The organism is Paenibacillus glycinis, assembly GCF_009909185.1.
Taxonomy (GTDB): Bacteria; Bacillota; Bacilli; order Paenibacillales; family Paenibacillaceae; genus Paenibacillus_Z; species Paenibacillus_Z glycinis.
In genome coordinates this window covers 245,606-270,437 of the sequence record NZ_JAAAMV010000002.1, presented here as the reverse complement: position 1 = coordinate 270,437, position 24,832 = coordinate 245,606, and the positions used below count along the sequence as shown (strand labels likewise).

At 60.2% G+C, this 24,832-nt stretch carries 22 protein-coding genes and 1 riboswitch; of the genes, 15 read left to right on the top strand and 7 right to left on the bottom strand.

Features of this window, described 5'->3' with window-relative positions; all coding sequences use genetic code 11:
- The first annotated feature begins 194 nt into the window (after window positions 1-194).
- The 5 genes from GT019_RS05285 (at window position 195) to GT019_RS05265 (ending at window position 4,443) form a co-directional block, all read left to right on the top strand.
- Complete coding sequence (locus GT019_RS05285) at window positions 195-845, top strand: FusB/FusC family EF-G-binding protein (RefSeq protein ID WP_161741698.1); 651 nt, start codon at window positions 195-197, stop codon at window positions 843-845.
- Between the two features lie 243 nt (window positions 846-1,088).
- A complete protein-coding gene (locus GT019_RS05280) occupies window positions 1,089-1,523 on the top strand; it encodes a MerR family transcriptional regulator (RefSeq protein ID WP_161741697.1) in 435 nt (144 codons plus the stop codon).
- Between the two features lie 32 nt (window positions 1,524-1,555).
- On the top strand, window positions 1,556-3,019 hold the full coding sequence (locus GT019_RS05275; RefSeq protein WP_161741696.1) for an MFS transporter: 1,464 nt from the start codon (window positions 1,556-1,558) through the stop codon (window positions 3,017-3,019).
- Window positions 3,020-3,053: 34 nt separating this feature from the next.
- Window positions 3,054-3,968: a DMT family transporter gene (locus tag GT019_RS05270; RefSeq protein WP_161741695.1), complete on the top strand. Its 915-nt coding sequence runs from the start codon at window positions 3,054-3,056 to the stop codon at window positions 3,966-3,968.
- 169 nt (window positions 3,969-4,137) lie between these two features.
- On the top strand, window positions 4,138-4,443 hold the full coding sequence (locus GT019_RS05265) for a hypothetical protein (protein WP_161741694.1): 306 nt from the start codon (window positions 4,138-4,140) through the stop codon (window positions 4,441-4,443).
- A gap of 129 nt (window positions 4,444-4,572) precedes the next feature.
- On the opposite strand, the gene GT019_RS05260 is transcribed toward GT019_RS05265, so the two are convergent.
- The gene (locus GT019_RS05260) at window positions 4,573-6,030 is read right to left on the bottom strand and encodes a DHA2 family efflux MFS transporter permease subunit (RefSeq protein WP_161741693.1); all 1,458 of its coding nucleotides are present in this window, start codon (window positions 6,028-6,030) and stop codon (window positions 4,573-4,575) included.
- 303 nt (window positions 6,031-6,333) lie between these two features.
- Window positions 6,334-6,699 (bottom strand): YmaF family protein, encoded by a 366-nt coding sequence (locus tag GT019_RS05255; protein WP_161741692.1) that lies wholly within the window; start codon window positions 6,697-6,699, stop codon window positions 6,334-6,336.
- Between the two features lie 305 nt (window positions 6,700-7,004).
- On the opposite strand from GT019_RS05255, the gene GT019_RS05250 reads away from it, so the two are divergent.
- Both GT019_RS05250 and GT019_RS05245 read left to right on the top strand, forming a co-directional pair.
- Window positions 7,005-7,505, top strand: a complete 501-nt coding sequence (locus GT019_RS05250; protein WP_161741691.1) for a GNAT family N-acetyltransferase — start codon at window positions 7,005-7,007, stop codon at window positions 7,503-7,505.
- A 199-nt stretch (window positions 7,506-7,704) separates the two neighbouring features.
- Window positions 7,705-8,385 carry a GNAT family N-acetyltransferase gene (locus GT019_RS05245; protein ID WP_328803911.1) on the top strand — a complete coding sequence of 227 codons (681 nt, stop codon included), beginning with the start codon at window positions 7,705-7,707 and terminating at the stop codon, window positions 8,383-8,385.
- A gap of 74 nt (window positions 8,386-8,459) precedes the next feature.
- Here GT019_RS05245 and GT019_RS05240 read toward each other — a convergent pair whose 3' ends face one another.
- Window positions 8,460-8,630 (bottom strand): hypothetical protein, encoded by a 171-nt coding sequence (locus GT019_RS05240; protein WP_161741689.1) that lies wholly within the window; start codon window positions 8,628-8,630, stop codon window positions 8,460-8,462.
- 108 nt (window positions 8,631-8,738) lie between these two features.
- Window positions 8,739-9,074 carry a DUF1904 family protein gene (locus GT019_RS05235; protein WP_161741688.1) on the bottom strand — a complete coding sequence of 112 codons (336 nt, stop codon included), beginning with the start codon at window positions 9,072-9,074 and terminating at the stop codon, window positions 8,739-8,741.
- 136 nt (window positions 9,075-9,210) lie between these two features.
- On the opposite strand from GT019_RS05235, the gene GT019_RS05230 reads away from it, so the two are divergent.
- Both GT019_RS05230 and GT019_RS05225 read left to right on the top strand, forming a co-directional pair.
- Window positions 9,211-10,422, top strand: a complete 1,212-nt coding sequence (locus tag GT019_RS05230; RefSeq protein ID WP_201755247.1) for an ATP-binding protein — start codon at window positions 9,211-9,213, stop codon at window positions 10,420-10,422.
- A 167-nt stretch (window positions 10,423-10,589) separates the two neighbouring features.
- Window positions 10,590-16,214, top strand: coding sequence for a HAMP domain-containing protein (locus GT019_RS05225; RefSeq protein WP_235946910.1), 5,625 nt, complete (start codon window positions 10,590-10,592; stop codon window positions 16,212-16,214).
- Between the two features lie 118 nt (window positions 16,215-16,332).
- On the opposite strand, the gene GT019_RS05220 is transcribed toward GT019_RS05225, so the two are convergent.
- Window positions 16,333-16,710 carry a LysM peptidoglycan-binding domain-containing protein gene (locus GT019_RS05220; protein ID WP_161741686.1) on the bottom strand — a complete coding sequence of 126 codons (378 nt, stop codon included), beginning with the start codon at window positions 16,708-16,710 and terminating at the stop codon, window positions 16,333-16,335.
- A 152-nt stretch (window positions 16,711-16,862) separates the two neighbouring features.
- On the opposite strand from GT019_RS05220, the gene GT019_RS05215 reads away from it, so the two are divergent.
- Window positions 16,863-17,537, top strand: coding sequence for a YetF domain-containing protein (locus tag GT019_RS05215; RefSeq protein WP_161741685.1), 675 nt, complete (start codon window positions 16,863-16,865; stop codon window positions 17,535-17,537).
- Between the two features lie 60 nt (window positions 17,538-17,597).
- Here the strand turns inward: GT019_RS05215 and GT019_RS05210 are convergent, their stop codons facing one another.
- Window positions 17,598-17,774 carry a hypothetical protein gene (locus GT019_RS05210; protein ID WP_161741684.1) on the bottom strand — a complete coding sequence of 59 codons (177 nt, stop codon included), beginning with the start codon at window positions 17,772-17,774 and terminating at the stop codon, window positions 17,598-17,600.
- Window positions 17,775-17,790: 16 nt separating this feature from the next.
- Window positions 17,791-17,864, bottom strand: a riboswitch (cyclic di-GMP riboswitch).
- Between the two features lie 693 nt (window positions 17,865-18,557).
- Here GT019_RS05210 and allB point away from each other — a divergent pair.
- From allB to GT019_RS05185, 5 genes are all read left to right on the top strand, one after another.
- Window positions 18,558-19,979, top strand: coding sequence for an allantoinase AllB (gene allB, locus GT019_RS05205; protein WP_235946908.1), 1,422 nt, complete (start codon window positions 18,558-18,560; stop codon window positions 19,977-19,979).
- A gap of 13 nt (window positions 19,980-19,992) precedes the next feature.
- Window positions 19,993-21,240 carry a Zn-dependent hydrolase gene (locus GT019_RS05200; protein ID WP_161741683.1) on the top strand — a complete coding sequence of 416 codons (1,248 nt, stop codon included), beginning with the start codon at window positions 19,993-19,995 and terminating at the stop codon, window positions 21,238-21,240.
- Window positions 21,237-22,481, top strand: a complete 1,245-nt coding sequence (locus GT019_RS05195) for a pyridoxal-phosphate-dependent aminotransferase family protein (protein ID WP_161741682.1) — start codon at window positions 21,237-21,239, stop codon at window positions 22,479-22,481. Before GT019_RS05200 ends, GT019_RS05195 begins: the two co-directional genes overlap by 4 nt.
- Window positions 22,482-22,647: 166 nt before the next feature.
- Complete coding sequence (locus GT019_RS05190) at window positions 22,648-22,854, top strand: cysteine-rich CWC family protein (RefSeq protein ID WP_161741681.1); 207 nt, start codon at window positions 22,648-22,650, stop codon at window positions 22,852-22,854.
- A 458-nt stretch (window positions 22,855-23,312) separates the two neighbouring features.
- Window positions 23,313-23,840 (top strand): dihydrofolate reductase family protein, encoded by a 528-nt coding sequence (locus GT019_RS05185; protein WP_235946906.1) that lies wholly within the window; start codon window positions 23,313-23,315, stop codon window positions 23,838-23,840.
- 283 nt (window positions 23,841-24,123) lie between these two features.
- On the opposite strand, the gene GT019_RS05180 is transcribed toward GT019_RS05185, so the two are convergent.
- The gene (locus GT019_RS05180; protein WP_161741680.1) at window positions 24,124-24,777 is read right to left on the bottom strand and encodes a TetR/AcrR family transcriptional regulator; all 654 of its coding nucleotides are present in this window, start codon (window positions 24,775-24,777) and stop codon (window positions 24,124-24,126) included.
- Between the last annotated feature and the right edge of the window lie 55 nt (window positions 24,778-24,832).

Sequence of the window (24,832 nt, the reverse complement as noted above, 5' to 3'; positions counted from 1 at the left end):
CGAAAGGGGCTGGTAGAGATGGCAATAAGAGATTGCCGGATTGGACCCGCTCATGCAAAGCCCGGATTAGGGGCGATACTTTGCATGGGACGCGACTGGCACTAACCCATCGCCCGAACCGTCGCCGTGATCGTTTCTAGCGATGGGCTTTGCACCTTATTGGCGTTCTACTAAAAATAAGGGGCTGACCATCCATGCATGCCACGTTCATTGGAAACCATCAATTCAACGCGATCAAGAAACAAACCGATATTCTTCTGCAGGCGCTTCGAACCGCATCGGACCGGAACGTGCTGAAGGCCGTGCGCTACAGCGCTTCGCTCATGATCGACGAGCTGTTCCCGGGGCTCGAGGACGAACGGAAGCGGCAATTATCCGCCATGAGCGAGATGGACGCCGCGGAACAATTTCAGCGCTATCTGGATTCGCTGGAGCCTTGGCGGGAAGAATTCCCGGCTATCTCGAACAAGCAGCTGCAGAAGCTGTTCCCGAAGGCGAAGAAGCTGAACGCGCCCGACGTCGACGCGATGGACCGGCGCCGGATGACCTACCTCGGCTGGACGGATATCGCCACGGGCAAAATGTTTCTGGTCTATCCCGTAGACGGGCAATTGACCGGCCTCGAAGGCCGATATACGCCCGTGAACAAGAAGGGCTACTGCCTGATCTGCAATGGCCACGAGGAGCTGGCGTTGTTCACGGTCAAGACGCGGCCCGCGAACTCGCCGCCCGATTATTACAAGGCGTTCGGCCATTACGTCTGCATCGACAGCGACGCGTGCAACCGCCGCATCACGGATACCGCGGCTTTGGAGAAATTTCTCCATACGATCAAGAGAGGCTAAGCGGATGATTGGATTCGCCGCATGACAACGCTAAGAATTCTCGCCTAAACCTCTCGTAACGCAACCGAAAAGCGCACCTCCGGCAGCGGGAATCGGAAACCTCGGGTTTCCCGATTCCTCCCGTCCGGGGGTGTTTGTCGTCCGTTCCGCTTTCTTTTGCAAAACTAACGTTAACGTAATCTTGAATTTCTGCTATGATAACAGTAACGGAACGATTTGACAGGGAAGGAGGTGCGGAGGAAGATGACGGCTTCGGCGAGATTGACGATGGAGGACGTGACGGAGCGGCTCGGAATCACCTCGAGAACGCTCCATTACTATGAGGAGATCGGCTTGCTGCCGGATGTCGCGCGAACGGAAGGCGGGCACCGGCTCTACGACGAAGAGATGCTGAACCGCATCGCGCATATTTTGAGGCTGAAGCAGGTGCTAGGCGCGTCGCTGCAGGAAATCCGCGACATTTTGCAGGCGGAGGAAGAGCTGGAGCAGATCAAAGCGAGCTATCGCGGGGAATCCGATCTGGATGAGCGGGACCGGCTGCTCGACGAGGCGGCGGCGCGGCTGCAGGCGATCATTCATCATATCGACGAGAAGATGGAGAAGCTGCAGGCCATGCGTCAAGGCTTCGGCGAACGGTTGGAGCGGGCGCGCAGGCTGAAGCAAGGCGGGAGCGAGTAGGCAGAAGGAAGGAAGAAGGGAAGAAAGTCAAAATGAGCGATTCGCGAAAATGGTGGATTTTATCCGTGACGAGCCTCGGCTCGTTGTTGTCGGCACTGAATTTTAGCACGTTAATTATCGCGTTGCCGGATTTGCTCAAAGGCTTGAACGCCTCGCTGCTGCAGGCGATGTGGGTCATGCTCTCCTATATGGTCGCGCAGACCGTCATGGTGCTCATGGCCGGCTCGCTCGCGGACCGCTTCGGGCGCAAGCGCATCTATATCGGCGGCATGCTGCTCTTCACCGTCGTGTCCTTGGTCGCGGGCTTCGCCGGCAATGCGCCGTTGCTCATCCTCCTCCGGATCCTGCAGGGCATCGGCGGCGCGATGATCATGGCGAACAGCACGGCGATCGTCGCCGACGCCTTTCCCAAGGAAGAGCTCGGCCGCGCGCTCGGCATCAACATCATGGTCGTGGCCGTCGGCCAGATCATCGGTCCGGTGCTCGGAGGCTGGCTGACGGAATCGTTCGGCTGGGAGTGGACCTTCTGGTTCAACGTGCCGTTCGGCATCCTCGGCGTGATCTGGGGCTTCAAGGTGCTGGGGCTGAAGGACGACAAGCTGGCCGCTCCGAAGGCCGGCGGCTTGGACCGCGGCGGCGCCGTGACGTACGTCCTGTCGATCACCGGCCTGCTGATCGCTTTGACGTGGGGGCCGATTCAAAGCTGGACCTCGCCGGTCGTGTGGATATCCGGGCTGTTCTTCGTCGTGCTGTTCCCGGTCTTCCTGCGCTGCGAACGGATCCATCCCAATGCGCTGCTGCACCTGCCGCTGTTCGCGAACCGCGTATTCTCCTTCGGGATCATCTCGGCGACGCTCAACGCGCTGGCCCGCATGGGCGTCATGTTCATGCTGATCTTCTACTTCCAGGGCGCGCTCGAGAAGGATGCCTTGATGGCCGGCATCATGACGATTCCGCTCGCGGCCGGCATGCTGGTCGTCTCGCCGCTGGCGGGCGTGCTCGGGGACAAATACGGCGAAACGACGCCGGCCACGATCGGTCTGTTCTTGAACATTTTCGGCATGGCGGGCCTTGCGCTGGATACGGGGCTGTCGACGCCGTTCTGGCATCTGGCCGTCTATATGACCATCATCAGCGTCGGCTCCGGCCTGTTCAATTCGCCGAACTCGAGCAGCATCATGAACGCGGCCGGACCGAAATACCGCGGCGAAGCGTCCGGCATCCGGTCGCTGACGACGAACATGGGGATGATGCTCAGCATCGCCTTCTCCATGCCGATCGTCACGCACAGCATTCCGCATGAAGCGATGCTCGCGATCTTCTCCGGGACCCAGGTCGGCATGGACGACAAGTCCTCGCTGGACGGGTTCATTACCGGGCTTCATGCCGTGTTCTGGTTCATGGCCGCGCTGATGGCCGTCGCGACCGTGATGTCGTATCTAAGATCGCACCGAAGCTCGCGTGCCGCGGCCGGAGCAACGCTGCCTCGCAAATAACCGTTAACTTGGAACGCAAGGGGACTTTACCAAAATGCCTGACCGTGCCGTATTAAGCAAATTATGGGGCGTATCGCTGCTGTGGGGCGGCAACTACGTGGCGAGCGCTTATCTGCTGCGGGATTTCTCGCCGATTCTGTTATCCTTCACGCGGCTCGTCGTCATGTCGCTCTTCTTGATCGCGGTCGCGCTCGTCAACCGCTCGATGCGGCGGCCGACGGGCAGGGAGTGGCTGCTCTTGGTGTTCGCCGGCATTTCCGGAACGCTGGTCAACCAGCTGTTCTATTTTACCGGACTTCAGCATTCGACGGCCGGCAACGCCTCGCTGATCGTCGCGTTGTCGCCGATCGCCACGACGCTGCTCGCGCGGATATTCCTGAAAGAAGTCATCACCGGACTCAAATTGTCGGGCTCCGTCCTCGCGCTGATCGGGGTCGTGACCATCGTCCTCTACGGAGGGAAATCGATCGGGATCTCGATCGGGGACGTGAATCTGCTGATCGCGATGCTGGGCATGTCCGTCAGCCTGCTGTTTATCCGCAAATTGACGCTTCATATGAGCTCGTACGAGGTCACGATCTACTCCACGGTGATCGGGACGATCATGATGTCGCCTGCCGTCGGCTATGAATCGCTGGCCGGGCACTCGCAGTGGAGCCATCAGCCGTCGAGCTGGCTGCTCCTCGTCGGCGTCGCCGTGATCGGGCAAGGCTTGGCGGGCTTCTGGTGGAATCGGGGCATCGCGGTCGTGGGACCTTCCGTCAGCGCCATGTTCATGAACATTCCGCCGTTCGTGGCCATCGTCGTCAGCCACTTCGTGCTCGGCGATCCCATCCGCGCCGCTCAGATCGGCGGCGGCGTCCTCGTACTGGCCGGCGTCGCGCTCGCCAACATGAAGCCGCGGACGCAGCGCAGCGCGAAGAGCGGGGAACCGGTCGGGCTATCCTAGATCGCCTGCCGCCGTGAAGGCCGGTTGCCAACCGGAGTTGGGCAAGAATAGCATTTGCAACGGATAAACGAAGCGTGCGCGCGGCGTTTATCCGTTTTTGCGTTTATTTTCATTTTGTTTCAACATGTCAGATTGACGGGCATATGGTGGAGCAAGGTGGTGATGAGAGATGGATTACGGATTCACGCTCGGGGATTGGGTCGTGTACACCATGTGGGGCGTATTCGGCTTCATGATACTCGATTTCGTGTTTGCCTTCGCCCGTTCCTTCTGGTCGGGCTCGTTCGATACCACGTTCCTCGGGTATTTGAAGGATATCGTGTTCTACGTCGTGCCACTGAACTTTATACTCTCCATGACCTCGATCGACCCCACGCATTATACGCTGATCGTGCTTTACTTCTTAGGCGGTGCGTCGGTCATCGTCAAATACGTCGTCGATATTGTCCGCAGGTTTCAATCGCTGGCGAGCTGACTTCCCTCATGCATAACGCAAAAAAAACGCACCCGCACTCCCTTCATGGCCGCCCGCGAAAGGGCAGCGATGCTCGGGCGAACGGGTGCGTTTGCGCGTTAAGCGTTCGTTAATGCATACGCCAAGAGGTTAAGCCACCTCTTGCTTCGACTCTTCCTTCGGCGCCTGGACGCGCTTGATGAAGAAGCCCAGCACGAGCGCCACGCAGCCGATGGCGAATCCGATGACGAACGCGTCATGCAGGCCGGCGACCAGGCCTTCGGCCGGCGTCGCGTTCGGCTTCTCGGCCATGAAGTCCTTCGTGCCGGAGGACATGATGCTGATGAACAGCGCCGTGCCGATCGCGCCCGCGACCTGCTGCAGCGTGTTCAAGATCGCCGTGCCGTGCGGGTAGAGCGAGCGCGGCAGCTGGTTGAGCCCCGTCGTCTGCGCCGGCATCATGACGAGCGAGATCCCGACGAGCAGGATGATATGCAGCGCGACGACGTAACCGGCTGACGTGTCCACCGAGATGTACGTGAACAGCCACACGGCGAGCAGCACCAGGATCAGGCCGGGAACGACAAGCACGCGCGGCCCGTATTTGTCGAACAGCTTGCCGGAGATCGGCGCCATGACGCCGTTGATGATGCCGCCCGGCATCAGCGTCAAGCCCGCGCTGAACGCGGTCATGAGCAAGGCCGTCTGCAGGAAGAGCGGCAGCAGGATCATCGTGGAGAAGAGCGTCATCATCAGGACGAGCATCATGACCGTGACGAGCGAGAACATCGGGAATCGGAATGCCCGAAGATCGAGGATCGGCTCGCGGACGAGAAGCTGGCGGATGATGAAGAGCGCGAGGGCGATCCCGCCGACCGTAATCGTCCAGACGACCTCCGGCGCGGACCAGGAGCCTTCGCCGGCTTTGCTGAAGCCGTATACGATGCCGCCGAAGCCGGCCGTCGACAGCAGAATGGACAAGATATCCACCTTCGGCTTGGTGATATCCGACACGTTCCGCAGGAAAGCCGCGGCGAAGATAACGGAGAAGGCCGCGAGCGGAACGACCAGGAAGAACAGCCAGCGCCAGTTGAGCTGATCGATGATGAGACCGGCCAGCGTCGGCCCGATCGCCGGTCCGAACATGATGACGAGACCGATCATGCCCATCGCGCCGCCGCGCTTCTCGGGCGGGAAGATCACGAGGATCGTGTTCATCATGACGGGCAGCAGCAGCCCGGTCCCGAGCGCCTGCACGACCCGGCCGACCAACAGGACGCCGAATGCGGGCGCCGCGCCGCAGACGATCGTGCCGGCCAGAAACAGAATCATGGCGGTCAGAAACATTTGCCGGGTGGTGAACCATTGCTGCAGCAAAGCGGTGACGGGCACGAGAATGCCGATGACGAGCATGTACGCCGTGGACAGCCATTGAATGGTGGCCGGCGCGATGGAGAACTCCGTCATCAAATCCGGAAAGGCGATGTTCAGCAGCGTCTCGTTCAAAATCGCGACGAATGCGCCGATGATGAGCGCGGCGACGATCGGCCCCCGCTTGACGTCGACGAGCGCGGGCGACGCGCCGGCTACTTCGGTTGAAGCGTTCACTTGGTTTGTTCCTCCTTCGATGGATAAGTGGCAAAGATGGCAAATTCCAGCATCTTTTCCATCTTAGCATCATCTCGCGATTCGAACAACTGTTCGTTTTCTACTCGTATTCCCGAATCCGAGCCCGGCGCGAAACTTAATGAAATCGGAGTCGATATCGGATGTACTCCGATGTAACGACGCCGGAACTGCAGGTCTGCAGCAGTGTGTTAACAACGAAAAAGCCGCGGATTCGCGGCTTTCTTCATGCGTATGGCAGGCTGGTTTAGCTGGATGGTCGCAGTACCCGCACCTGGAAGCGAATTATACGAGCGGGGCGTCGATCAACGTCGCGAAATTGAATTGGTGCTTGTGACCGTCGTTCAAGGTCGTTCTCCCGAGGACGAAATGAACATGCTTGCCATTGCCGACCGGGATGGCTGGACCCGTGCGGATTTTGATCAGTTTATGGAAGTGGTTGAAGAAATCGGTGCGCGAAACCACGATTTCATGAAAATGGCTGTCGCCGGACCTGATCGCCTGGCCGGTTACGCCGGCAAACCGATGGTTATGCCTGTCATTGCCGGCTTCGGCCAATTTCGTGCTGCCTTCGAATTCATGAACATGTCTTTGGACCCGGCGGTAAGCTTTCGTTTCTTTCGTGAATCGACGCGATTGCTTTTTGAGCATTTTGGAAATAACCTCCTAATTTATCCTGGATTCTCATTATGCTATTATGGCTCGCCATATATGGTGCTAGGCGATCAACATGCCGCGGCAGCCGCCGGTCCATGCGTCCTTATGCCGATTGACATGCCGAGGCGTTCAGCCTTAAACTACAGCTACTATTCGGCGTTGCGCGGCTGCATGTCAAGCTCCGGGCCGCTGCGCGCGGGGAACCGCGGGACGCCTCGAAGGCGGATCGTGCATGACGGCCGTTCGTCGGGGCGGCGCGTTCGTCGGGATCACATGTTTGTTTGACGGGAGGAGAAACGATGCAGGCGTTGGCAATCACCATTCGAAGAGCGCAAGCCGAAGAAGCGGAGGCGCTGCGAGCCCTGTACGTGGAAGCGGCAGGTTGGATAAGGGCGGCGAAGGGCATCAACCAATGGCGGGAGGAGTGGTTCACGCCGTCGTACATGGAGCAATTCATCCGCGAGCGCGAGGTTTTCGCGGCCATTCGGGACGGCGAGCCCGTCGGATGCTTCTCCGTGGAGTGGGAATACGAGGCGTTATGGGGCGAACTGTTCCATGGCGACGCCGGCTACGTGCATCGGCTGGTCGTATCGCGGCTGCATCCCGGACAAGGCATCGGGGAAAGCATGCTGGCCTGGGCGGCCGATTATATCCGGCGTCAAGGAAAATCCTGGCTCAGATTGGACTGCATGGCGGACAACCCTGCGCTGAACGCGTACTACCTCCGCAACGGACTGCGCTATCGCGGGCAATTCGACGGCGACGGCTACAGCGCGAGCCGCTACGAGCTGGCGCTGTAAGGGAACGTCGGTTTTCGCTGTTTCGGACTAGGAAAAAGGGATTGCGACGACTGAACTACGGCGTCTTTTACGCATTCTTCATAAATGTCGGTTCATGTAACACGTTAAAGCAAGTTGGTTGACGTCGGGCATTTTCATTGTGTAAGATAAGGCCTGGCCGGTCGGGGAGCAGCGCAGGAGGAATCGCCCGGCACGGATCTTGCAGGCAGGGTACGAGGAACGGCGGCGGGATTCGGTTGAGCGGCGAGCGCTCGGCCGGGAGCTACGGCGGCGTTTTTTTGCGTTCGGCCGCACTTGTTTTCGATGGAAAATCAAGCGAGGTGTTTATTTGTTCATCCGATTGTTACAACCCGGGGATAGAGCGGTTTTCCGGCAATTGCGCCAGCGGGCAATTGAAGAGCATCCAGAATCATTCAGTTCATCGTCCGAGGAGTTGAGCGACGCGCCCGAACTCCTTATCGCTTCGGATCACGTCTCCCGATTCGTGGTCGGAGCGTTCGCGGAGAACGGGGACTTGATCGGCATCGTCGGATTCAAGCAAGAATCGCTTATGAAATTCCGGCATAAGGGCGTCATCTGGGGCATGTACGTCGATAAGTCATGGCAGGGCAAAGGAATCGCGAAGCGGCTGTTGGCCCGGCTTATCGAATGCGTCGAGACGACGACCGAAGTCGAACAGCTGAATTTGGCCGTCGCCGAAAGCAACGAGGGCGCCAAACGATTGTACGAATCGTTCGGATTCGTTACCTATGGGCTGGAAATCAACGCCATGAAATTGAAAGACCGTACTTTCGTGAACGGCGAGTATATGACCAAGCAGCTGGCGAGAAGCCGGGTCGCCGCGGGAGACGGCATGCAGAAGCCGCTATTTACTTCATGATCGATTCGGGGCAAGGGGCGGCTAATCGCCTAAGGTGCTTCGTTTGGCTGCGGGCGCATCCGCGGATGCCTATATTAGCGGGCAATCCGCACGAATCGAAGAGCTTCACGGACGTTCCGCGCTGCGGAGCCGGCCGGGAAGCTCTTTTTTAAATTGCCGCGCTTGTCCGGACGATTGACGATCGTCTTGGCGTTCATCGGCGAATCGATTGCCGATCCGTTCGATTCAAGCATAACGTGATCCATGCGAAACCCCCGGCATCCTTGCATGCCGGGGGTTTCGCGCATCTTGAGGTATGGGGATGTTTGATTACCGCGGCAGTCGGTTCGACCGGATGCGACGAAACGATCGGATCAAACGGTTCTCGCCTGGGAATAAGGCAGGGGCTTGCCTTCTTTATAATAAAGAGCCGGAGACAGAATGATGAAGAAGATGTGGACGTTATCGTAACCGAGGTCCATCAGCATGCGGTTCAGCTTGGCCGCGATGGCGTCGTGCATCTCCTGGGCGCGTTGAAACATGAGAATCTCCACGGAGCGGGGCGTATTCGTGATCACCTGAATATCGAGCTGCTCGATCTTGACGATGTCCTTCGGAATGCGGACGAGCTTGGAAAATTCCTCGACGAGCGACGGCGTCAACTGCTTCAGAAAAGCGGTCGTAAATCCTTTGAACCGTAAAAATGGCACGCGAATCCCTTCATTTCGTTAAAATATCGTACATTGTGATTATAATCACAATCGCTTCGTTATTCAATGCCAATCTGTTTCACCTGCCCGGAATCCGGGTGATAAGGGTATAAGGAGCACTAGGAAGGGAGGGGGAATGAGACAGGTGGAGCATCCTGTTCAACTGCTGATCGTCGACGAACGACCGGAGCATCTGGCCGCCGTCGAGGCCGCCATCGCCGGGATGCCGTTTCGGTCGATAAGGGCTTACTCGGGACGGGAGGCTTTGCGGAGCTTGCTGGATCACGACTTCGCCGTCATCCTCATCGCCGCGCGCATGTCGGACATGAACGGCTTCGAGACGGCGCGCATGATCAAGGCCAGGGACAAGTCGAGGCATATTCCGATTATTTTTCTTTCCGCCGTCGATCCGGAAGAGCTTGACGATCCGGCGGAATTTTCGGGAGCCGTGGATTTCATGGCATGGCCCGTGATTCCCCAGGTGCTGCGCGCCAAAGTGGAAGGGTACGTCGGCTTCTACGAGGCCAATCGGTCGCTCAGCAGGCAGAGCGATCTGCTGAAGCTGCAGACGCACCGGCTGGAGAAAGCCAATCGCGAGCTGCTGCAGGCGAAGGAAGCGGCGGAGGTCGCTTCGCGGGTCAAGTCCGAGTTCCTGGCGATGATGAGCCACGAGATCCGCACGCCGCTGAACGGCATTATCGGCATGTCGGACCTGCTGCTCACGCTGGAGCTTCCGCCCGAGCATGCCGAGTTGGTCGAGATCATCCAAACCAGCGGCAACGCGCTGCTCAAGGTCATTAATCATATCCTGGACTTCTCGAAACTGGAATCCGGCAAATTGGAGCTGGCGGAGCAGCCTTTCTCGCTTCGCCTCTGCCTCGACGAAACGCTGGACCTGTTCACCGCCCAGGTACGCAAGCGCAATCTGACGATGAACGTCGCCGTCGATCCGCGGCTGCCCGACCTCATCGTCGGGGATATGCTGCGGCTGCGGCAGGTACTGATCAATCTGATCGGCAATGCCGTCAAGTTCACCCCCGAGGGCGGCGTCGAGGTAACGTTCAACCTGCTCGCGGAACACGACGACGCGATCATGCTCGAGTGCTCGGTGCGGGATACGGGCATCGGCGTGCCGGAGGATCGGCTGGAGCAGTTGTTTCAGCCGTTCTACCAGCTTGACGGCTCCGCCAGCCGCCAATTCGGCGGGACGGGCCTCGGCTTGTCCATCTGCAAATCGCTCGTCGAGCTGATGGGCGGTTCGATATGGGCCGTTCCCGTGCCGGACCGGGGAGCGTTATTCCGCTTCACGATCTCGGCCAAACGTGAAATCGCGTCACCCTTTACATAGGCATCGCCTGGGAATCGCTAGGGAAATGCCGCCAAAATACACGATGAAAGTAGGGTTGTAAAATGGCAGATACGGAAAATGTACCGCTTGTTGCCGCTGATACGATTGACTCGGGATTGTTGCTGAATGCTTTGATGGCTTTGAAAAAAGGCGATTTCTCGTATCGGATGCCATATGATCATACCGGCATTTCCGGCAAAGTGGCGGATACCTTCAACGAAATCGGCGAGATGATGGAAAGCCTGGTCAAGGAAGCGGAGTCCGTCGCGAGGGTCGTCGGCAAGGAAGGCAAGCTAAGCCGGCGATTCGTACATAAGAACACGGGCGGCTCGTGGGAGACGGCCGTCGAGTCGCTCAACGGGCTGGTCGTCGACCTGATCCAGCCGACCAGCGAGATGGTGCGAGTCATCAACGCCGTCGCGCAAGGCGATCTGTCGCAGAAGGTGGAGCTGGAGTTCGAAGGCCGGGCGCTGACCGGCGAGTTCCAGCGGACGGCGAACAACATCAACCGGATGGTCAATCAGCTGAGCACCTTCGCCTCCGAGGTGACGCGGGTCGCGCGCGAGGTCGGCACGGACGGCAAGCTGGGCGGGCAGGCGGACGTGAAGGGCGTCTCCGGAACGTGGAAGGATCTGACGGACAGCGTCAACAACATGGCGAGCAATCTGACCGACCAGGTGCGCAACATCGCCGCGGTGACGACCGCCGTCGCCAACGGCGACCTGTCGAAGCAGATTACCGTCGGCGCCAAGGGCGAGATCCAGGAGCTGAAAAACACGATCAACACGATGGTCGATCAGCTCTCGACCTTTTCCTCCGAGGTGACGCGGGTCGCGCGCGAGGTCGGCACGGAAGGCAAGCTGGGCGGGCAGGCGGACGTCAAGGGCGTATCCGGCACCTGGCGGGATCTCACCGAGAGCGTCAATTACATGGCGAGCAACCTGACGAACCAGGTGCGCAACATCGCGGTCGTCACGACGGCGGTCGCGAACGGGGATCTGTCGAAGAAGATCACGGCGGACGTGCAGGGCGAGATCCTGGAGCTGAAGAACACGATCAACACGATGGTCGACCAGCTCTCGACCTTCGCTTCGGAGGTCACGCGGATGGCGCGCGAGGTCGGCACGGAGGGCATCCTGGGCGGGCAGGCCGAGGTCAGCGGCGTCGCCGGCACGTGGCGGGATCTCACCGAAAGCGTCAATTACATGGCGAGCAATCTGACGAATCAGGTGCGGAATATCGCGGAGGTGACGACGGCGGTCGCGAAGGGCGACTTGTCCAAGACGATCACCGTCGACGCGAAGGGCGAGATCCTGCAGCTGAAGAGCACGATCAATACGATGGTCGACCAGCTGAGCAATTTCGCCTCCGAGGTGACGCGCGTCGCCCGCGAGGTGTCCAACGAAGGCATCCTGGGCGGGCAAGCGGACGTGCAGGACGTCTCGGGGACGTGGAAGGATCTGACGGACAGCGTGAATTTCATGGCGAGCACGCTGACCGACCAGGTCCGCAACATCGCGGAAGTGACGACGGCGGTCGCGAAGGGCGATTTGTCCAAGCAGATCACGGTCAACGCCAAGGGCGAGATCATGGAGTTGAAGAACACGATCAATACGATGGTGGATCAGCTCTCGACGTTCTCCTCGGAGGTGACGCGGGTGGCGCGCGAGGTCGGCACGCTCGGCATCCTGGGCGGGCAGGCGACGGTTCGGGGCGTCGCGGGCACGTGGTACGATTTGACCGAAAGCGTCAACTACATGGCGAGCAACCTGACCAATCAAGTGCGGAACATCGCGGTCGTCACGACGGCCGTCGCGAACGGGGACCTGTCGAAGAAAATCACGGCGGACGTGCAGGGCGAGATCCTGGAGCTGAAGAACACGATCAACACGATGGTCGACCAGCTCTCGACGTTCGCCTCCGAGGTCACGAGGGTCGCGCGCGAGGTCGGCACGGACGGCAAGCTCGGCGGCCAAGCGCAGGTCAAGGGCGTCGGCGGCACCTGGAAGGACTTGACCGAAGGCGTCAACAACATGGCCCGCAACCTGACGGATCAGGTCCGGAATATCGCCGATGTCACGACGGCGGTCGCGAAGGGCGACCTGTCCAAGAAAATCACGGTCGACGTGAAGGGCGAGATCCTGGAGCTCAAGATCACGATGAACACGATGGTCGACCAGCTCAGCAACTTCGCCTCCGAGGTGACGCGCGTCGCCCGCGAAGTCGGCACGGAAGGCAAGCTCGGCGTGCAGGCCGAGGTGAAGGACGTCTCGGGGACGTGGAAGGACCTGACGGATACCGTGAACTACATGGCGAGCAACCTGACCGTGCAGATGCGGAACATCGCCGGCGTGACGACCGCCGTCGCGAACGGCGACCTGTCGAAGAAGATCACCGTCGACGTGAAGGGCGAGCTGTTCGAGCTGAAGAACACGATCAATACGATGGTGGACCAGCTGAATTCGTTCGCCTCCGAGGTCACGCGGGTGGCGCGCGAGGTCGGCACGGACGGCAAGCTCGGCGGACAGGCGCAGGTGCGCGGCGTCGGCGGCATCTGGAAGGATCTGACCGACAACGTCAATATCATGGCGACCAACCTGACCGATCAGGTGCGCGGCATCGCCAAGGTCGTGACCGCCGTCGCCAACGGGAACATGAAGCAGAAGCTGAACGTGGAAGCCAAGGGCGAGATCGCCGAGCTGACCGACACGATCAACAACATGATCGACACGCTCGCGACCTTCGCGGTGCAGGTCACGACCGTCGCCCGGGAGGTCGGCGCCGAGGGCAAGCTGGGCGGACAGGCGAGCGTGCCCGGAGCGGCCGGCACCTGGCGGGACTTGACCGACAACGTCAACTATATGGCGAGCACGCTGACGACGCAGGTGCGGGCGATCACGAACGTCGCGACCGCCGTGACCAAGGGCGATCTGTCGCGGTCGATCGACGTGGCCGCGGCCGGGGACGTCGCGACGCTGAAGGACAACATCAACGAGATGATCCGGAACCTGAAGGAAACGACGCGGATCAACACGGAACAGGATTGGCTGAAGACGAATCTGGCGAAATTCTCCCGGCTGCTGCAGGGCCAGCGCGACCTGAACGCGGTCTGCCGCATGATCCTCACGGAGCTCGCCCCGCTCGTATCGATGCAGCACGGCGTGTTCTACATCAACGAGCCAGCGAACGGCGAGCAGACGCTGGCCCTGTTCGCGAGCTACGCGTACCAGCAGCGCAAGCATCTGGCCAATGAATTCCGCGCCGGCGAAGGGCTGGTCGGCCAATGCCTCATCGAGAAGCAGCGGATCCTGCTGACGAACGTGCCGGCCGATTACGTCGTCATCTCCTCGGGGCTCGGCGAGGCGACGCCGCTCAATATCGTGCTGCTGCCGATCATCTTCGAGGATCAGGTGCTGGCGGTGTTGGAGCTGGCTTCCTTCCGCCGCTTCAGCGAGATCGACATCGCGTTCCTCGATCAGCTGACGGAATCGATCGGGATCGTCATCAACACGATGCAGGCGAACCAGCGGACGGAGCAGCTCCTGGCGCAGTCCCAGCTGCTGACGGAGGAGCTGCAGAAGCAGCAGAACGAGCTCAAGAACACGAACGAGGAGCTGGAGGACAAGGCGAAGCTGCTCGTCATCCAGAAAGCCGAGGTCGAGAGCAAGAACAACGAGGTCGAGCTGGCGAAGCGGTTCCTGGAAGAGAAGGCCGAGCAGCTCGCGCTGACGTCGCGGTACAAGTCCGAATTCCTCGCCAACATGTCGCATGAGCTGCGGACGCCGCTCAATTCGCTGCTCCTGCTGGCGGAGCAGCTGGCCGAGAATCCGGAGGCGAACCTGTCCGAGCATCAGGTGAAGTTCGCCAAGACGATTCAAGAATCCGGGCTCGATCTGCTCAACCTGATCAACGACATTCTGGACCTGTCCAAGATCGAATCCGGCACGGTCACGCCGGAATACGGCAACGTGTCGCTCGCCGATCTCAGCGGCGGCCTGGACCGGATGTTCCGCCAGATCGTAAACAACAAGAAACTGGATTTCCGCCTGACGACCGAGCCAGGCGTGCCGGCGGTGATCTCCACGGATTCGAAGCGGCTGCAGCAGATTCTGAAGAACCTGCTCTCCAACGCGTTCAAATTTACCGAGCAGGGGCAGGTCATGCTGCAGATCCGCAAAGCGACCGGCGGCTGGAGCGAGACGAACGAGACGCTGAACCGGGCGAAGACGGTGATCTGCTTCTCCGTCAGCGATACCGGCATCGGCATTCCGGCCGAGAAGCAGCAGATTATCTTCGAGGCATTCCAGCAAGCGGACGGCAGCACGAACCGCGAATACGGCGGGACGGGACTCGGCCTCGCCATTTCCAGGGAAATCGCGGCCATGCTGGGCGGCGAGCTGACCCTGTACAGCGTGCCGGGCATCGGCAGCACGTTCAATTTCTATCTGCCGCTCGACGTCGACACGAACGAGCCGGCGCCGAAGCCGGCGTACGTGCCGGAGGTCATCGACGTCGCGCCGCAGGTCAGGACGCGCAGCTTCTCGTCGTATTCGGGAGCGTCCGCGATAGACGATCGGGAGTCCATCGTTCCGGGAGACCGGGTGTTTCTGATCGTCGAGGACGACCAGAAGTTCAACGAGATCCTGCTCGGCCAGCTGCGGAAGAAGGGCATCAAGGCCGTCATTACGCCGAAAGGCTCCGACGCGCTCTATCTCGCGCTCCGGTACAAGCCCGTCGCGATCACGCTCGATCTGCGCTTACCCGACATCGACGGCTGGCTCGTCATCGAGCACCTGAAGAACAATCCGGAGGTCCGCCATATTCCGGTTTGCGTCATCACCGTCGAGGAGGATGCGATCGATCTGCTGCGCAAGGGCGTCGCGGACTTCATCCGCAAGCCCGTCTCGAACGAAGACCTGGAGAGGGCGCTCGACCGGCTCGGCGCGAACGCCGACCGCGGCGTCCGCCAGCTGCTGATCGCCATGCACGACGAGCAGCGCCGCGGCCAGCTGGTGGAGCTGGTCGCGGGCAAGGACGTCAAGATCACGGCGGTCGATACGCTGCGCAAAGCGGCCAACCAGCTTAAGTCGCGGCCGTTCGACTGCGTCGTCGTCGATAACGACCTGCCGGATTTGTCGCTGACGTCGATCGTTCGCGAGATTCAGAAAAATCCGGAGCGGAAATTCGTTCCGATCCTGCTCCATACGAGCCGCAAGCCGGAGCCGAACGAAGACCGCGAGCTGGAGGATTTGATGCGCCTGGCCGTGCTGAAGCAAGCCAAGACCTGGGTGCAGCTGCTGGAGGATACCGCGCTGTTCCTGCACCGCAAGGCGGAGAACATGGCCGATACCTCGCAGGAGAAGCTTGTCCGGCTGCATTCGTCCGACGAGCTGATCGCCTTCAAGAAAGTGCTCGTCGTCGACGACGACATCCGCAATATTTTCGCGCTTACGACGATCCTGGAGCGGCATAACATGCACGTGCTGCCCGCGGAGAACGGACATGACGCGATCGCGATGCTGGAGCAAAATCCCGATACCGACATCGTGCTGATGGACATCATGATGCCGGTCATGGACGGATACGAGACGACGCAGGCGATCCGAAAGCGCAAGGCGTTCGCCGAGCTGCCGATCATCGCCCTCACCGCCAAAGCCATGAAAGGCGACAGGGAACGCTGCCTGGAGGCGGGGGCGTCCGATTACATCACGAAGCCGGTCAACAGCGCGCAGCTGCTCGCGATGATCCGCCACTGGCTCGGCCACAAGGTCGTCGAAGCGGGCAGAAGCTAGCCTCGCGCAAGAAAGGCAGCCGAACGCCGGTCCGCATCCCGAATGTTAGACGAAGCAGAACTAACGGTCGGGATAGGCGGTTTAACGGTCTCGGCTGCCTTTGTCATGTCAATCGGCGTTACATTTTACCGGAAGCGGCGCCTTGCTGCGCAGGTCCTTCCGAGTACGTTTTATGGCAGTGCATGTTGGAGATGCGCGGAATGTTCACGGTGTCGCCGGCTTTCAATTGGTTCGGGTTCAGGTGGGAGTTGGCCTCTTCGAGGATCGCATGCGGCATGTTGTAGGCGTGGCCGATCGAAGTCATCGTATCGCCGGGCTTTACTTGATGCTGGGCGAATAAATCATCGCCGGGCTGGCCGTCCCTGAAGAACGGAAAGAAAAACGGGTTGAAGAAGAACGTCGGGAACAGGAAACGGCCGGGAAAGAAAGGATGCGCGAACGGACGAAAGAACGGGCGACGGCCGAATCCTCCGCCGGGGAAAAATCCACGGTTCATTGGGTAACCTCCGTTAATGGAATAGTCATGCGTCTATACATGGTATTACGCGGATGCCCAATGGGTGACAGCGGATCGCGATTGCCCGCGTCCGCTTCAAGTCCGCCCGCGGCGGGTATAGTCCAGTAAAACGACGCGGACGGCGGTGCGGCATGGATTACGCGATGATTACCCTGAAACTGGTCACGGCCTTCTTCGGCCTGTGGCTGATGACGAAGCTGCTCGGGAAGAAGGAGATTTCTCAATTGACGCCGTTCGATTTCGTCTCTTCGCTGATGTTGAGCGAGCTCGTCGGCAACACGATCTACGACAGGCAAGTGCATTTCCTCATGCTGCTCTATTCGCTCGCGCTCTGGTTGGTCTTGTCGATCTCGCTCGAGAAAGCGGTCCAGCTCCTGCCGTGGCTGTCGGTGCCGCTCGGCGGCAGACCGGACATCGTCATTCGCGGCGGCGTGATCGACGTGCGGGCGATGAAGCGCAACAGGCTCGATATGCATCAGGTCGGCATGCTGCTGCGGGAGCAAGGAGTCTTCAGCGTGAAGGAGGTCGCCTATGCGGTGTTCGAACCGAACGGGAGCTTGAGCGTCATGAAGCAATCCCGCGTAGAGCCTCCGACAAGGGAGGAGCTGCATATGACCGGCAAGCCGGACGGGCTGCCGCGCATTCTCGTTGAGCAGGGCTATATTCAGCGGGACGAGCTGAGAGAGCTCGGCCGCGACGAGGCTTGGCTGCTGGGACTGTTGCGGGAGCAAGGGATCGAAGGATTTCGCGACGTGTACTTCGCGGAGTGGACGGAGGGAGAGGGGCTGCACGTGCAGTTGAAATGAGGCCGACGCGCCGCATGCGAAAAAAAGCCGCCTGCCGGTTCGATGTCCGGTAAGCGGCCTTTATTTCGTTTGATTGCCGAGCTCGGTTCTCAGAAATTCAATGAACCGAATGGATTCTTCGCGCGTCAAGCTTTTTCCGCCAATGGTGAAGTGAAACCTTTCCAAGAGCGCTTCATAGTCAAGATGCAGAGCGTCGACGAGTTCCTGTACATTTTCATCGGTGATGTGTTTAACCACGAACGATTCCTCCTCATACGGCAGCTGGCTGGCATTTCAGCCCCTATAGCTTTGCGTCACCACTTTTCAATGGTTTTGCCTTTTATTTCTTTCGTTTGATTGGAGTCAGATAATGAAGACACGGTAGGATGCGTCGAATTATTTCCGACGTTCCGAAGCTTGACCGGTATCGTCAGCCTCCGGGGGAATTGTCTGATCCGATTGCCGCGCTTCGCTTCTCCCAAGCACGGCAATTTTCCATTCGTCGAATTTCGCCGAGTCAATTCCTAATTGCTCGATTATATGTACTATATCCAATCGCACTATTATCCCCTCCATCCCGCCTTTATGTCAATCCAATGGATATCGTAGCAAGAACGCGGCGATTAATCTGTCGAACGAAGTCGTCAGATTTCACTCTGGGAACATTTTCTTTCTTTTGCGTATTTTGCCGGGATTTACGAGCGATAGCCGACCGATGCGCCGGTACATAGCCGTCCGATCGGCTGGCGTAATATCCAGGGCTATCGGGTATTACACCGTTCATGTCATTTTTTTATAACATTAAGATAGCATAAGCGGCATGCGCCGGGAATCTATTTTTGATAGCGTCCCTATATGCGCATGATTTCATGCGATCCGGTAAGTGACAATCCGTGAATTTCAAGCTATTATGTAACCAATAAGAATGTATGTCAGATTATCTGACGCGATCTTGCGGTGGTGATTTCTGCTTGCGCTCGTTGTAGGCGGTCATCCAGGATCTGACGTCGTCAAGGCAAGCAGGAGGAGGAGGAGAGCCGGATGCTGAGCAAACAATGGGATGTCGTCGTGACGGGCGGCAGCGTAGTGCTTCGGGACCGCGTCGAGGTGCTGGACATCGGGATCAAGGACGGGCGAATCGCGGATATCGCGCCGAATCTTCCCTTGGAGGACGCCGACCGGATCGTTCCGGCCGCGGGCAGGCATGTGTTCGCTGGCGTCGTCGACGCCCACGTGCACCTCAACGAACCGGGGCTCGGCGAATGGGAAGGCTTTGCGACCGGCTCGGCCGCGCTTGCGGCGGGCGGCTGCACGACCTTCGTCGACATGCCGCTGAACGGCCTGCCTCCGACGGTGAACGCGGCCGCGCTCGAGCTGAAGCTGGCCGCGGCACGGCGAAGCGGCGTCCGCGTGGATTACGCGCTCTGGGGCGGGCTCGTGCCGGGCAATCAGGGCGAGCTTGCTGCGCTCTCCGAAGCCGGGGTGGTCGGCTACAAGGCGTTCATGTCTTCGCCGGGCGACACGGGCGACGGGTGTTTCGCGAACGTGGACGACGACACGCTGTTCGAAGGCATGAAGGCTATCGCGTCGCTGAACCATGTCCTGGCGCTGCACGCGGAGAGCGAACCCGTCGTGGCGAAGCTGGCCGCCGCCAAGCAAGCCGCCGGCGAGACGGCCATGCGGGATTACTTGGCTTCCAGACCGGCCGAGGCGGAGCTGGAAGCCGTGAAGCTGGCGCTGGACATGGGGCGGCGCACCGGCTGCAAGCTGCATTTCGTCCATATCAGCACGCCCGAGGCGATCGAGCTCATCGACGAAGCCAAGCGTGCCGGGCTAGACGTGACGGCGGAGACGTGCCCGCATTATCTGGCTTTCACGGACGAGGATGTCGTCCGGATCGGCGCCGGCGCCAAATGCTCGCCGCCGATCCGGGGCGAACGCGAGCGCGAGGCGCTATGGCGGCAATTGGCCGAGGGGAAGATCGATATCGTCGCCTCCGACCATTCGCCGTGTCCGCCATCCATGAAGACCGTCAAGGGCGGGAATTATTTCGAGGTCTGGGGCGGCATTCTCGGGGGGCAAAGCACGCTTGAACTGCTCGTCGGCGAAGGCTGGCTGAAGCGCGGCATCCCGCTGCCGATCCTCTCGCGCGCCATGTCGGCGGCGCCGGCCGAAAGGTTCGGGCTGAGCGGCAGCAAAGGCGCGATCGGCCCTGGGCTGGACGCGGATCTCGCCATCGTCGACCTGAACGCGCCGTATGTCCTGACGGCCGATCAATTGAAGTACCGCCATCCCCACAGCGCCTACGAAGGATTCGGATTCGGCTGCCGCGTGGAGAAAACGCTGCTAAGAGGGAACGTCGTCTACGACCGGCATGCCGACCAAGGCGGATTGGATACGGAGCGCCAAGCGAGCGGCAGGCGTCTGCGTCCTCATGCTTCGGCTTCGCGAATCATCGGATAAGGGGGGAATCGGCATGGAGGCAAGCGAGGCTTACAGGAGTACGACGCGGCTGTTGGAGCGATTTTCCGCGGTCGGCGCGGATCCGGAGGGAGGCGTCACCCGGCTGCTGTACGATGCCGCTTGGCGGGAAGCCCAGCGCATGGTCGCCGGCCTGATGCGGGAAGCCGGGCTCGCGGTCTCGGTCGACGAAGTCGGCAACGTGTACGGCCGGTTGGCCGGGACGGACGGCGCGGCCTCCTCGGTGCTGACCGGTTCGCATATCGACACGGTAAGGCGCGGCGGCCGGTACGACGGCGCGCTCGGGATCGCCGCGGCCATCGCGGCATTATCGCGGCTGAAGCGCGAGTACGGACCCCCGCGGCGGACGCTGGAGGCGGTCTCGTTCTGCGAGGAAGAGGGCAGCCGCTTCCCGCTCGCGTATTGGGGTTCGGGACATGTAACGGGCGGCAAGCGGTTCGACGGAAGCCTGGACGCCGTCGATTCGAACGGCATCTCGCTGCGCGCGGCGATGCTGGAGGCGGGCTTCGATCCGGAAGCCGGCCGGTTGAGCAGGCGGTCGGACATCGGCGCGTTCGCGGAGCTTCACATCGAGCAGGGCGAGGTGCTGGAACGCGAGCGCTGCGACATCGGGATCGTCGACGCCATCTTCGGGCAGCGCCGGTACTTCGTCGATGTCGAAGGTCGCGCCGGGCATGCCGGGACGACGCCGATGGCGATCCGCGCCGACGCGCTTGCCGCCGCCGCCGAGATGATCGTCTGGCTGCGACAGGCCGCGGTCGCGGCGGGCGACGGGCTGGTCGCGACGGTCGGCATGCTGGACGCGATGCCGAACGTCGCGAACGTCATCCCCGGCAAAGTCCGATTCTCGCTCGATGTCCGCCACCGGGACGAGGATGCGCTTCAAGCCTTCTGCGAGCGGACGTTCGCGGCGTTCGGCGACATCGCGGACCGCAACGGCGTCAAGGCGTCGCTGACGTGCTGGCTCGCCGAGCGCCCTTCGCCGATGGATGCCAAGCTGCAAGCGGAGATCGCGCGGATATGCGCCGACAAGGGGTACTCCTGCCGGGGCATCGGCAGCGGGGCCGGCCATGACGCGGGACTGTTCGCGGCCGTCTGCCGAACGGCGATGATCTTCGTGCCGAGCCGCGGCGGCATCAGCCACGCGCCGGAGGAAGACACGGCGCCGGAGCAGCTCGAATGCGGCACGGACGTCTTGACCGGATTGCTGTACGCATTAGCTTACGGGGAGGAAGAGCTATGAAGAAATATTCGGATTTGTCGCCTTCGCCCCGTATCATCATGACGCCCGGTCCGGTCGAGGTGGACCCGCGGGTCTTGCGGGCGCTCTCGTATCCGATCCTCGGCCAGTTCGACCCGGAATTCACGGCGCTCATGAACGAGACGATGGAAATGCTGCGCGACGTGTTCCGGACGTCCAACCGCTGGGCGTATCCGGTGGACGGCACCTCCAGGTCGGGACTCGAAGCGGTGCTGACGGGATTGATCGAACCGGGAGACCGGGTGCTCGTGCCGATCTTCGGCCGGTTCGGCTACCTGCTCGCCGAGATCGCGGAGCGCTGCGGCGCGGACGTGGCGACGATCGAGCAGGAGTGGGGCACGGTCTTCGATCCGAACGACGTGATCGCGGCGATCGACCGCCTGCAGCCGAGCCTGGTCGCCATCGTGCACGGCGAGACGTCGACCGGACGGCTGCAGCCGCTCGCCGACATCGGGCGCGCCTGCCGCGAACGGGACATTCTGCTCGTGGTCGACGCGGTCGCGACCATCGGCGGCGTACCCGTGGAAACGGATGCGTGGCAGCTTGATGCCGTCGTCGGCGGTACGCAGAAATGCTTGTCCGTGCCTTCCGGCATGTCGCCGATTACGTACAACGACCGCGTGGAGGCGCGCCTGCTCCGGAGGAAGCGGATCGAAAAGGGAATCCGGCCGGAGGGGTATGCCGACGACGATCCGTCCGCGTTCATCCGCAGCAATTACTTGGATCTGACGCAGCTGCAGGAGTATTGGAGTCCGCGGCGGCTTAACCATCACACCGAAGCGACGGCCATGCTCTACGGTCTGCGCGAAGGACTGCGGCTGGCGCTGGAAGAAGGACTCGACGAACGGTTCGCGCGCCATCGGCTTCACGAACGCGCGCTCGTCGCGGGACTGCTGGCGATGGGACTGGAGCTATACGGCGACGAGAGCTGCAAAATGCCTGTCGTTACCTGCGTCTGCATCCCCGCGGGCGTGGACGGAGAAGCGGTCCGCAGCCGGCTGCTCGCGGATTTCGGCATCGAGATCGCGAGTTCGTTCGGCCCGCTCAAGGGACGCATCTGGCGGATCGGCACGATGGGCTACAGCTGCCGCAAATCCAACGTGCTGCTGACGCTGGCGGCGTTGGAAGCCGTGCTTCCGCTGCACGGAGCGTCCATCCGGACGGGCGCCGCGGTGCGCACGGCTCTAGGCGCGTACGGGGAGACAACGGTTCATTCTGCTTAGGCCGGCAAGCTGGCAAAGCCACGAGCACCTGGCCATGCGCGGGTCGGCGAGTTCTGCTGGTCTTGCCATGATTCCGATTGCCAACGGTTTGGGCTCGTCCTATAATCGAGTGAGAACTGAACCGCCAGCTTTTGGAATCGCGGGTTACGAGAGGGAGGACCGCCCGATGCACGACGAGGCAGCGCAAACCGATTGTCCGATTTGCGGACAAACCAACGCCTGCGAAGGCAGCCATGACTGCTGGTGCGGCAAGGCTTATTTTCCGCGGGAGCTGTTCGAGCTTGTCCCGCCGGAGCTGCGCGGCAAAGCATGCATTTGCCGCGCTTGCCTGCGAAAATTCGTTGAAGCCGATACCCGCGGCTCATCCCGCTAACGGAGAAGCTCGCATCGTGAACCGCGCCGCTCGCGCGGTTTTTTGCCGTGCGCGGATTTCTTCATGGGCCGGCTCGAAGTCGGTTCGAATCAAAAGGCGTGTTCGAGCTGAGCGGATATCCATCGGGATGCAACTTAACAGTACGTTTAAGGCCATTAAATAAATGGCGCGGTTGAATCCGGGGCCGGCGTCTAGGGGTGAATATCAAGATCCGGTTGGCCCTCACAAGGAATGTGATGGCGATAAACCTAGCAACCGCACATCGTTCATTTTTTGAAACTATTGCACTTTATTGTAACTACTTTTCAATTCTGCCATAGGGCGCTAACCTATTGGATGTGGAGGCACCGGCATGCAGCGAACGGTTCGGATGAAACCCGCAGCCGTTGGCGGCGCATTCGCAAGAGCACAGGGAAGCAAACAAACCGCGCATTCGTAGCGCGCAAGGAGGAAATAAAATGGAAATGAAGACCATGCTATGGGCAACGTTAACCGCAAACGGCAATTACGCGCAGTCGGGTCCCGACAACCCGCCGAAGCAGGAGGCGCTTGAGGATTTTGCGGCGCAGGCGAGAGCAGCCGGCAATTTCATCGTCGGCCGGCGCACGTTCGAAGGGATGCTGGCCAGCGGGGGAGGGGGCGCTTTCGGCGAATTGGACATCGTGGTCGTCTCGAGCGGCAATCCGGATCTTCCGGGCGTCAAGGTCGCGGCGTCGCCGAAGGAAGCGCTGCGTTACCTGCGCGAGCGAGGACACCGGGCGGCGCTGCTTTCGGGCGGAGCCGAATTGCATAATGCCTTTCTCGGTCAAGGGCTTGTCGACGAGCTCGTCTTCGTCATCGCTCCGACGCTGGAGGGAAAGGGACTCCGGTTGTTGACGGACACCGACAAGTATAAACACCAAGAAGCGCGGCTGCTGGATTTCAAAGCATTGGGGAACGGCGTTCTCCGGCTTCGTTACGGCATCCCGGGATCCGAGCAAGCATAGAAGGATGGAAATGCGGGCAGCATGCGTGCTTGTTTGGCGTCTTGCGAACCTGTCCGGAAGAATGCTGTCGGGCAGCATGCGAACCTGCTTGGCAGCATTGCGTATGGGTATCGAGCTTGAAGCGGGCGATGGCGATAAGTGCAGGGGATCTCGGCCATCGCCAATCGATATGCAAGTCGCCTGGAACGCAAAAAGGCCAACCGGAAATCCCTGACTGAGCCCATAATACGAAAAAGCCGCTGCATGCGGCTTTTTGGCTTCCCTGCAACCGGCTAAGGCCGTTCTAAGACAGCGTGCGGTTGAATTTCTCGACGATATGGTCGATCACGGGTTCGATATTGGCGTCGTCGACGAGCGACAGCTTATCCGACTTGAATAATTGGATTTTTTTGAACTGATAATAATCCTGCAGCACCTGCTGAATCGTGACTTGATTGTACAGCAAATACTTTACGTTGATGATCTCCCGTAGCAGCACGTTGTCCTGCAGCAGGATGAACTTCTCGTTGATGGGATTGAAGATTTCTTTGTTCTTGCCGTCTTGGTAGAAAGCGAGCGTCTGCTGCTCGCGATTGTGCAGCGTGTGCTTCAGCTCGTCGTAAAGCTCCGGGTAGGCCGCCTGCAGATCCTTGAAGAAGACGTCCGAAATCTTCCCCACGAGCGACACGGATTGCTCGAACAACTGCTGGAACCAGATGCCGTACGATTTCTCGTCGGCCTCGTCGGTCCGCTCGTCGAGCCTTTCGATATAATCGATGAAGATCCGCACGACGCCCTCGATGACTTCCTGCTTGGAAGAGAAATGCTTATACATGGTGGCTCGGCTGACATCCATATGCTTGGCGATATCGTCCATCCGGAGCGATTGGAAGCCGTCCTTCATGACGGAATCGATCAATTTCTTGAGCAATTTCGTCCTCGCATCATAGTTTGGCATGATTCGCTAATCCCCTTAACCGTTCTCTAACCACTATTATACATGATTCTCGCAA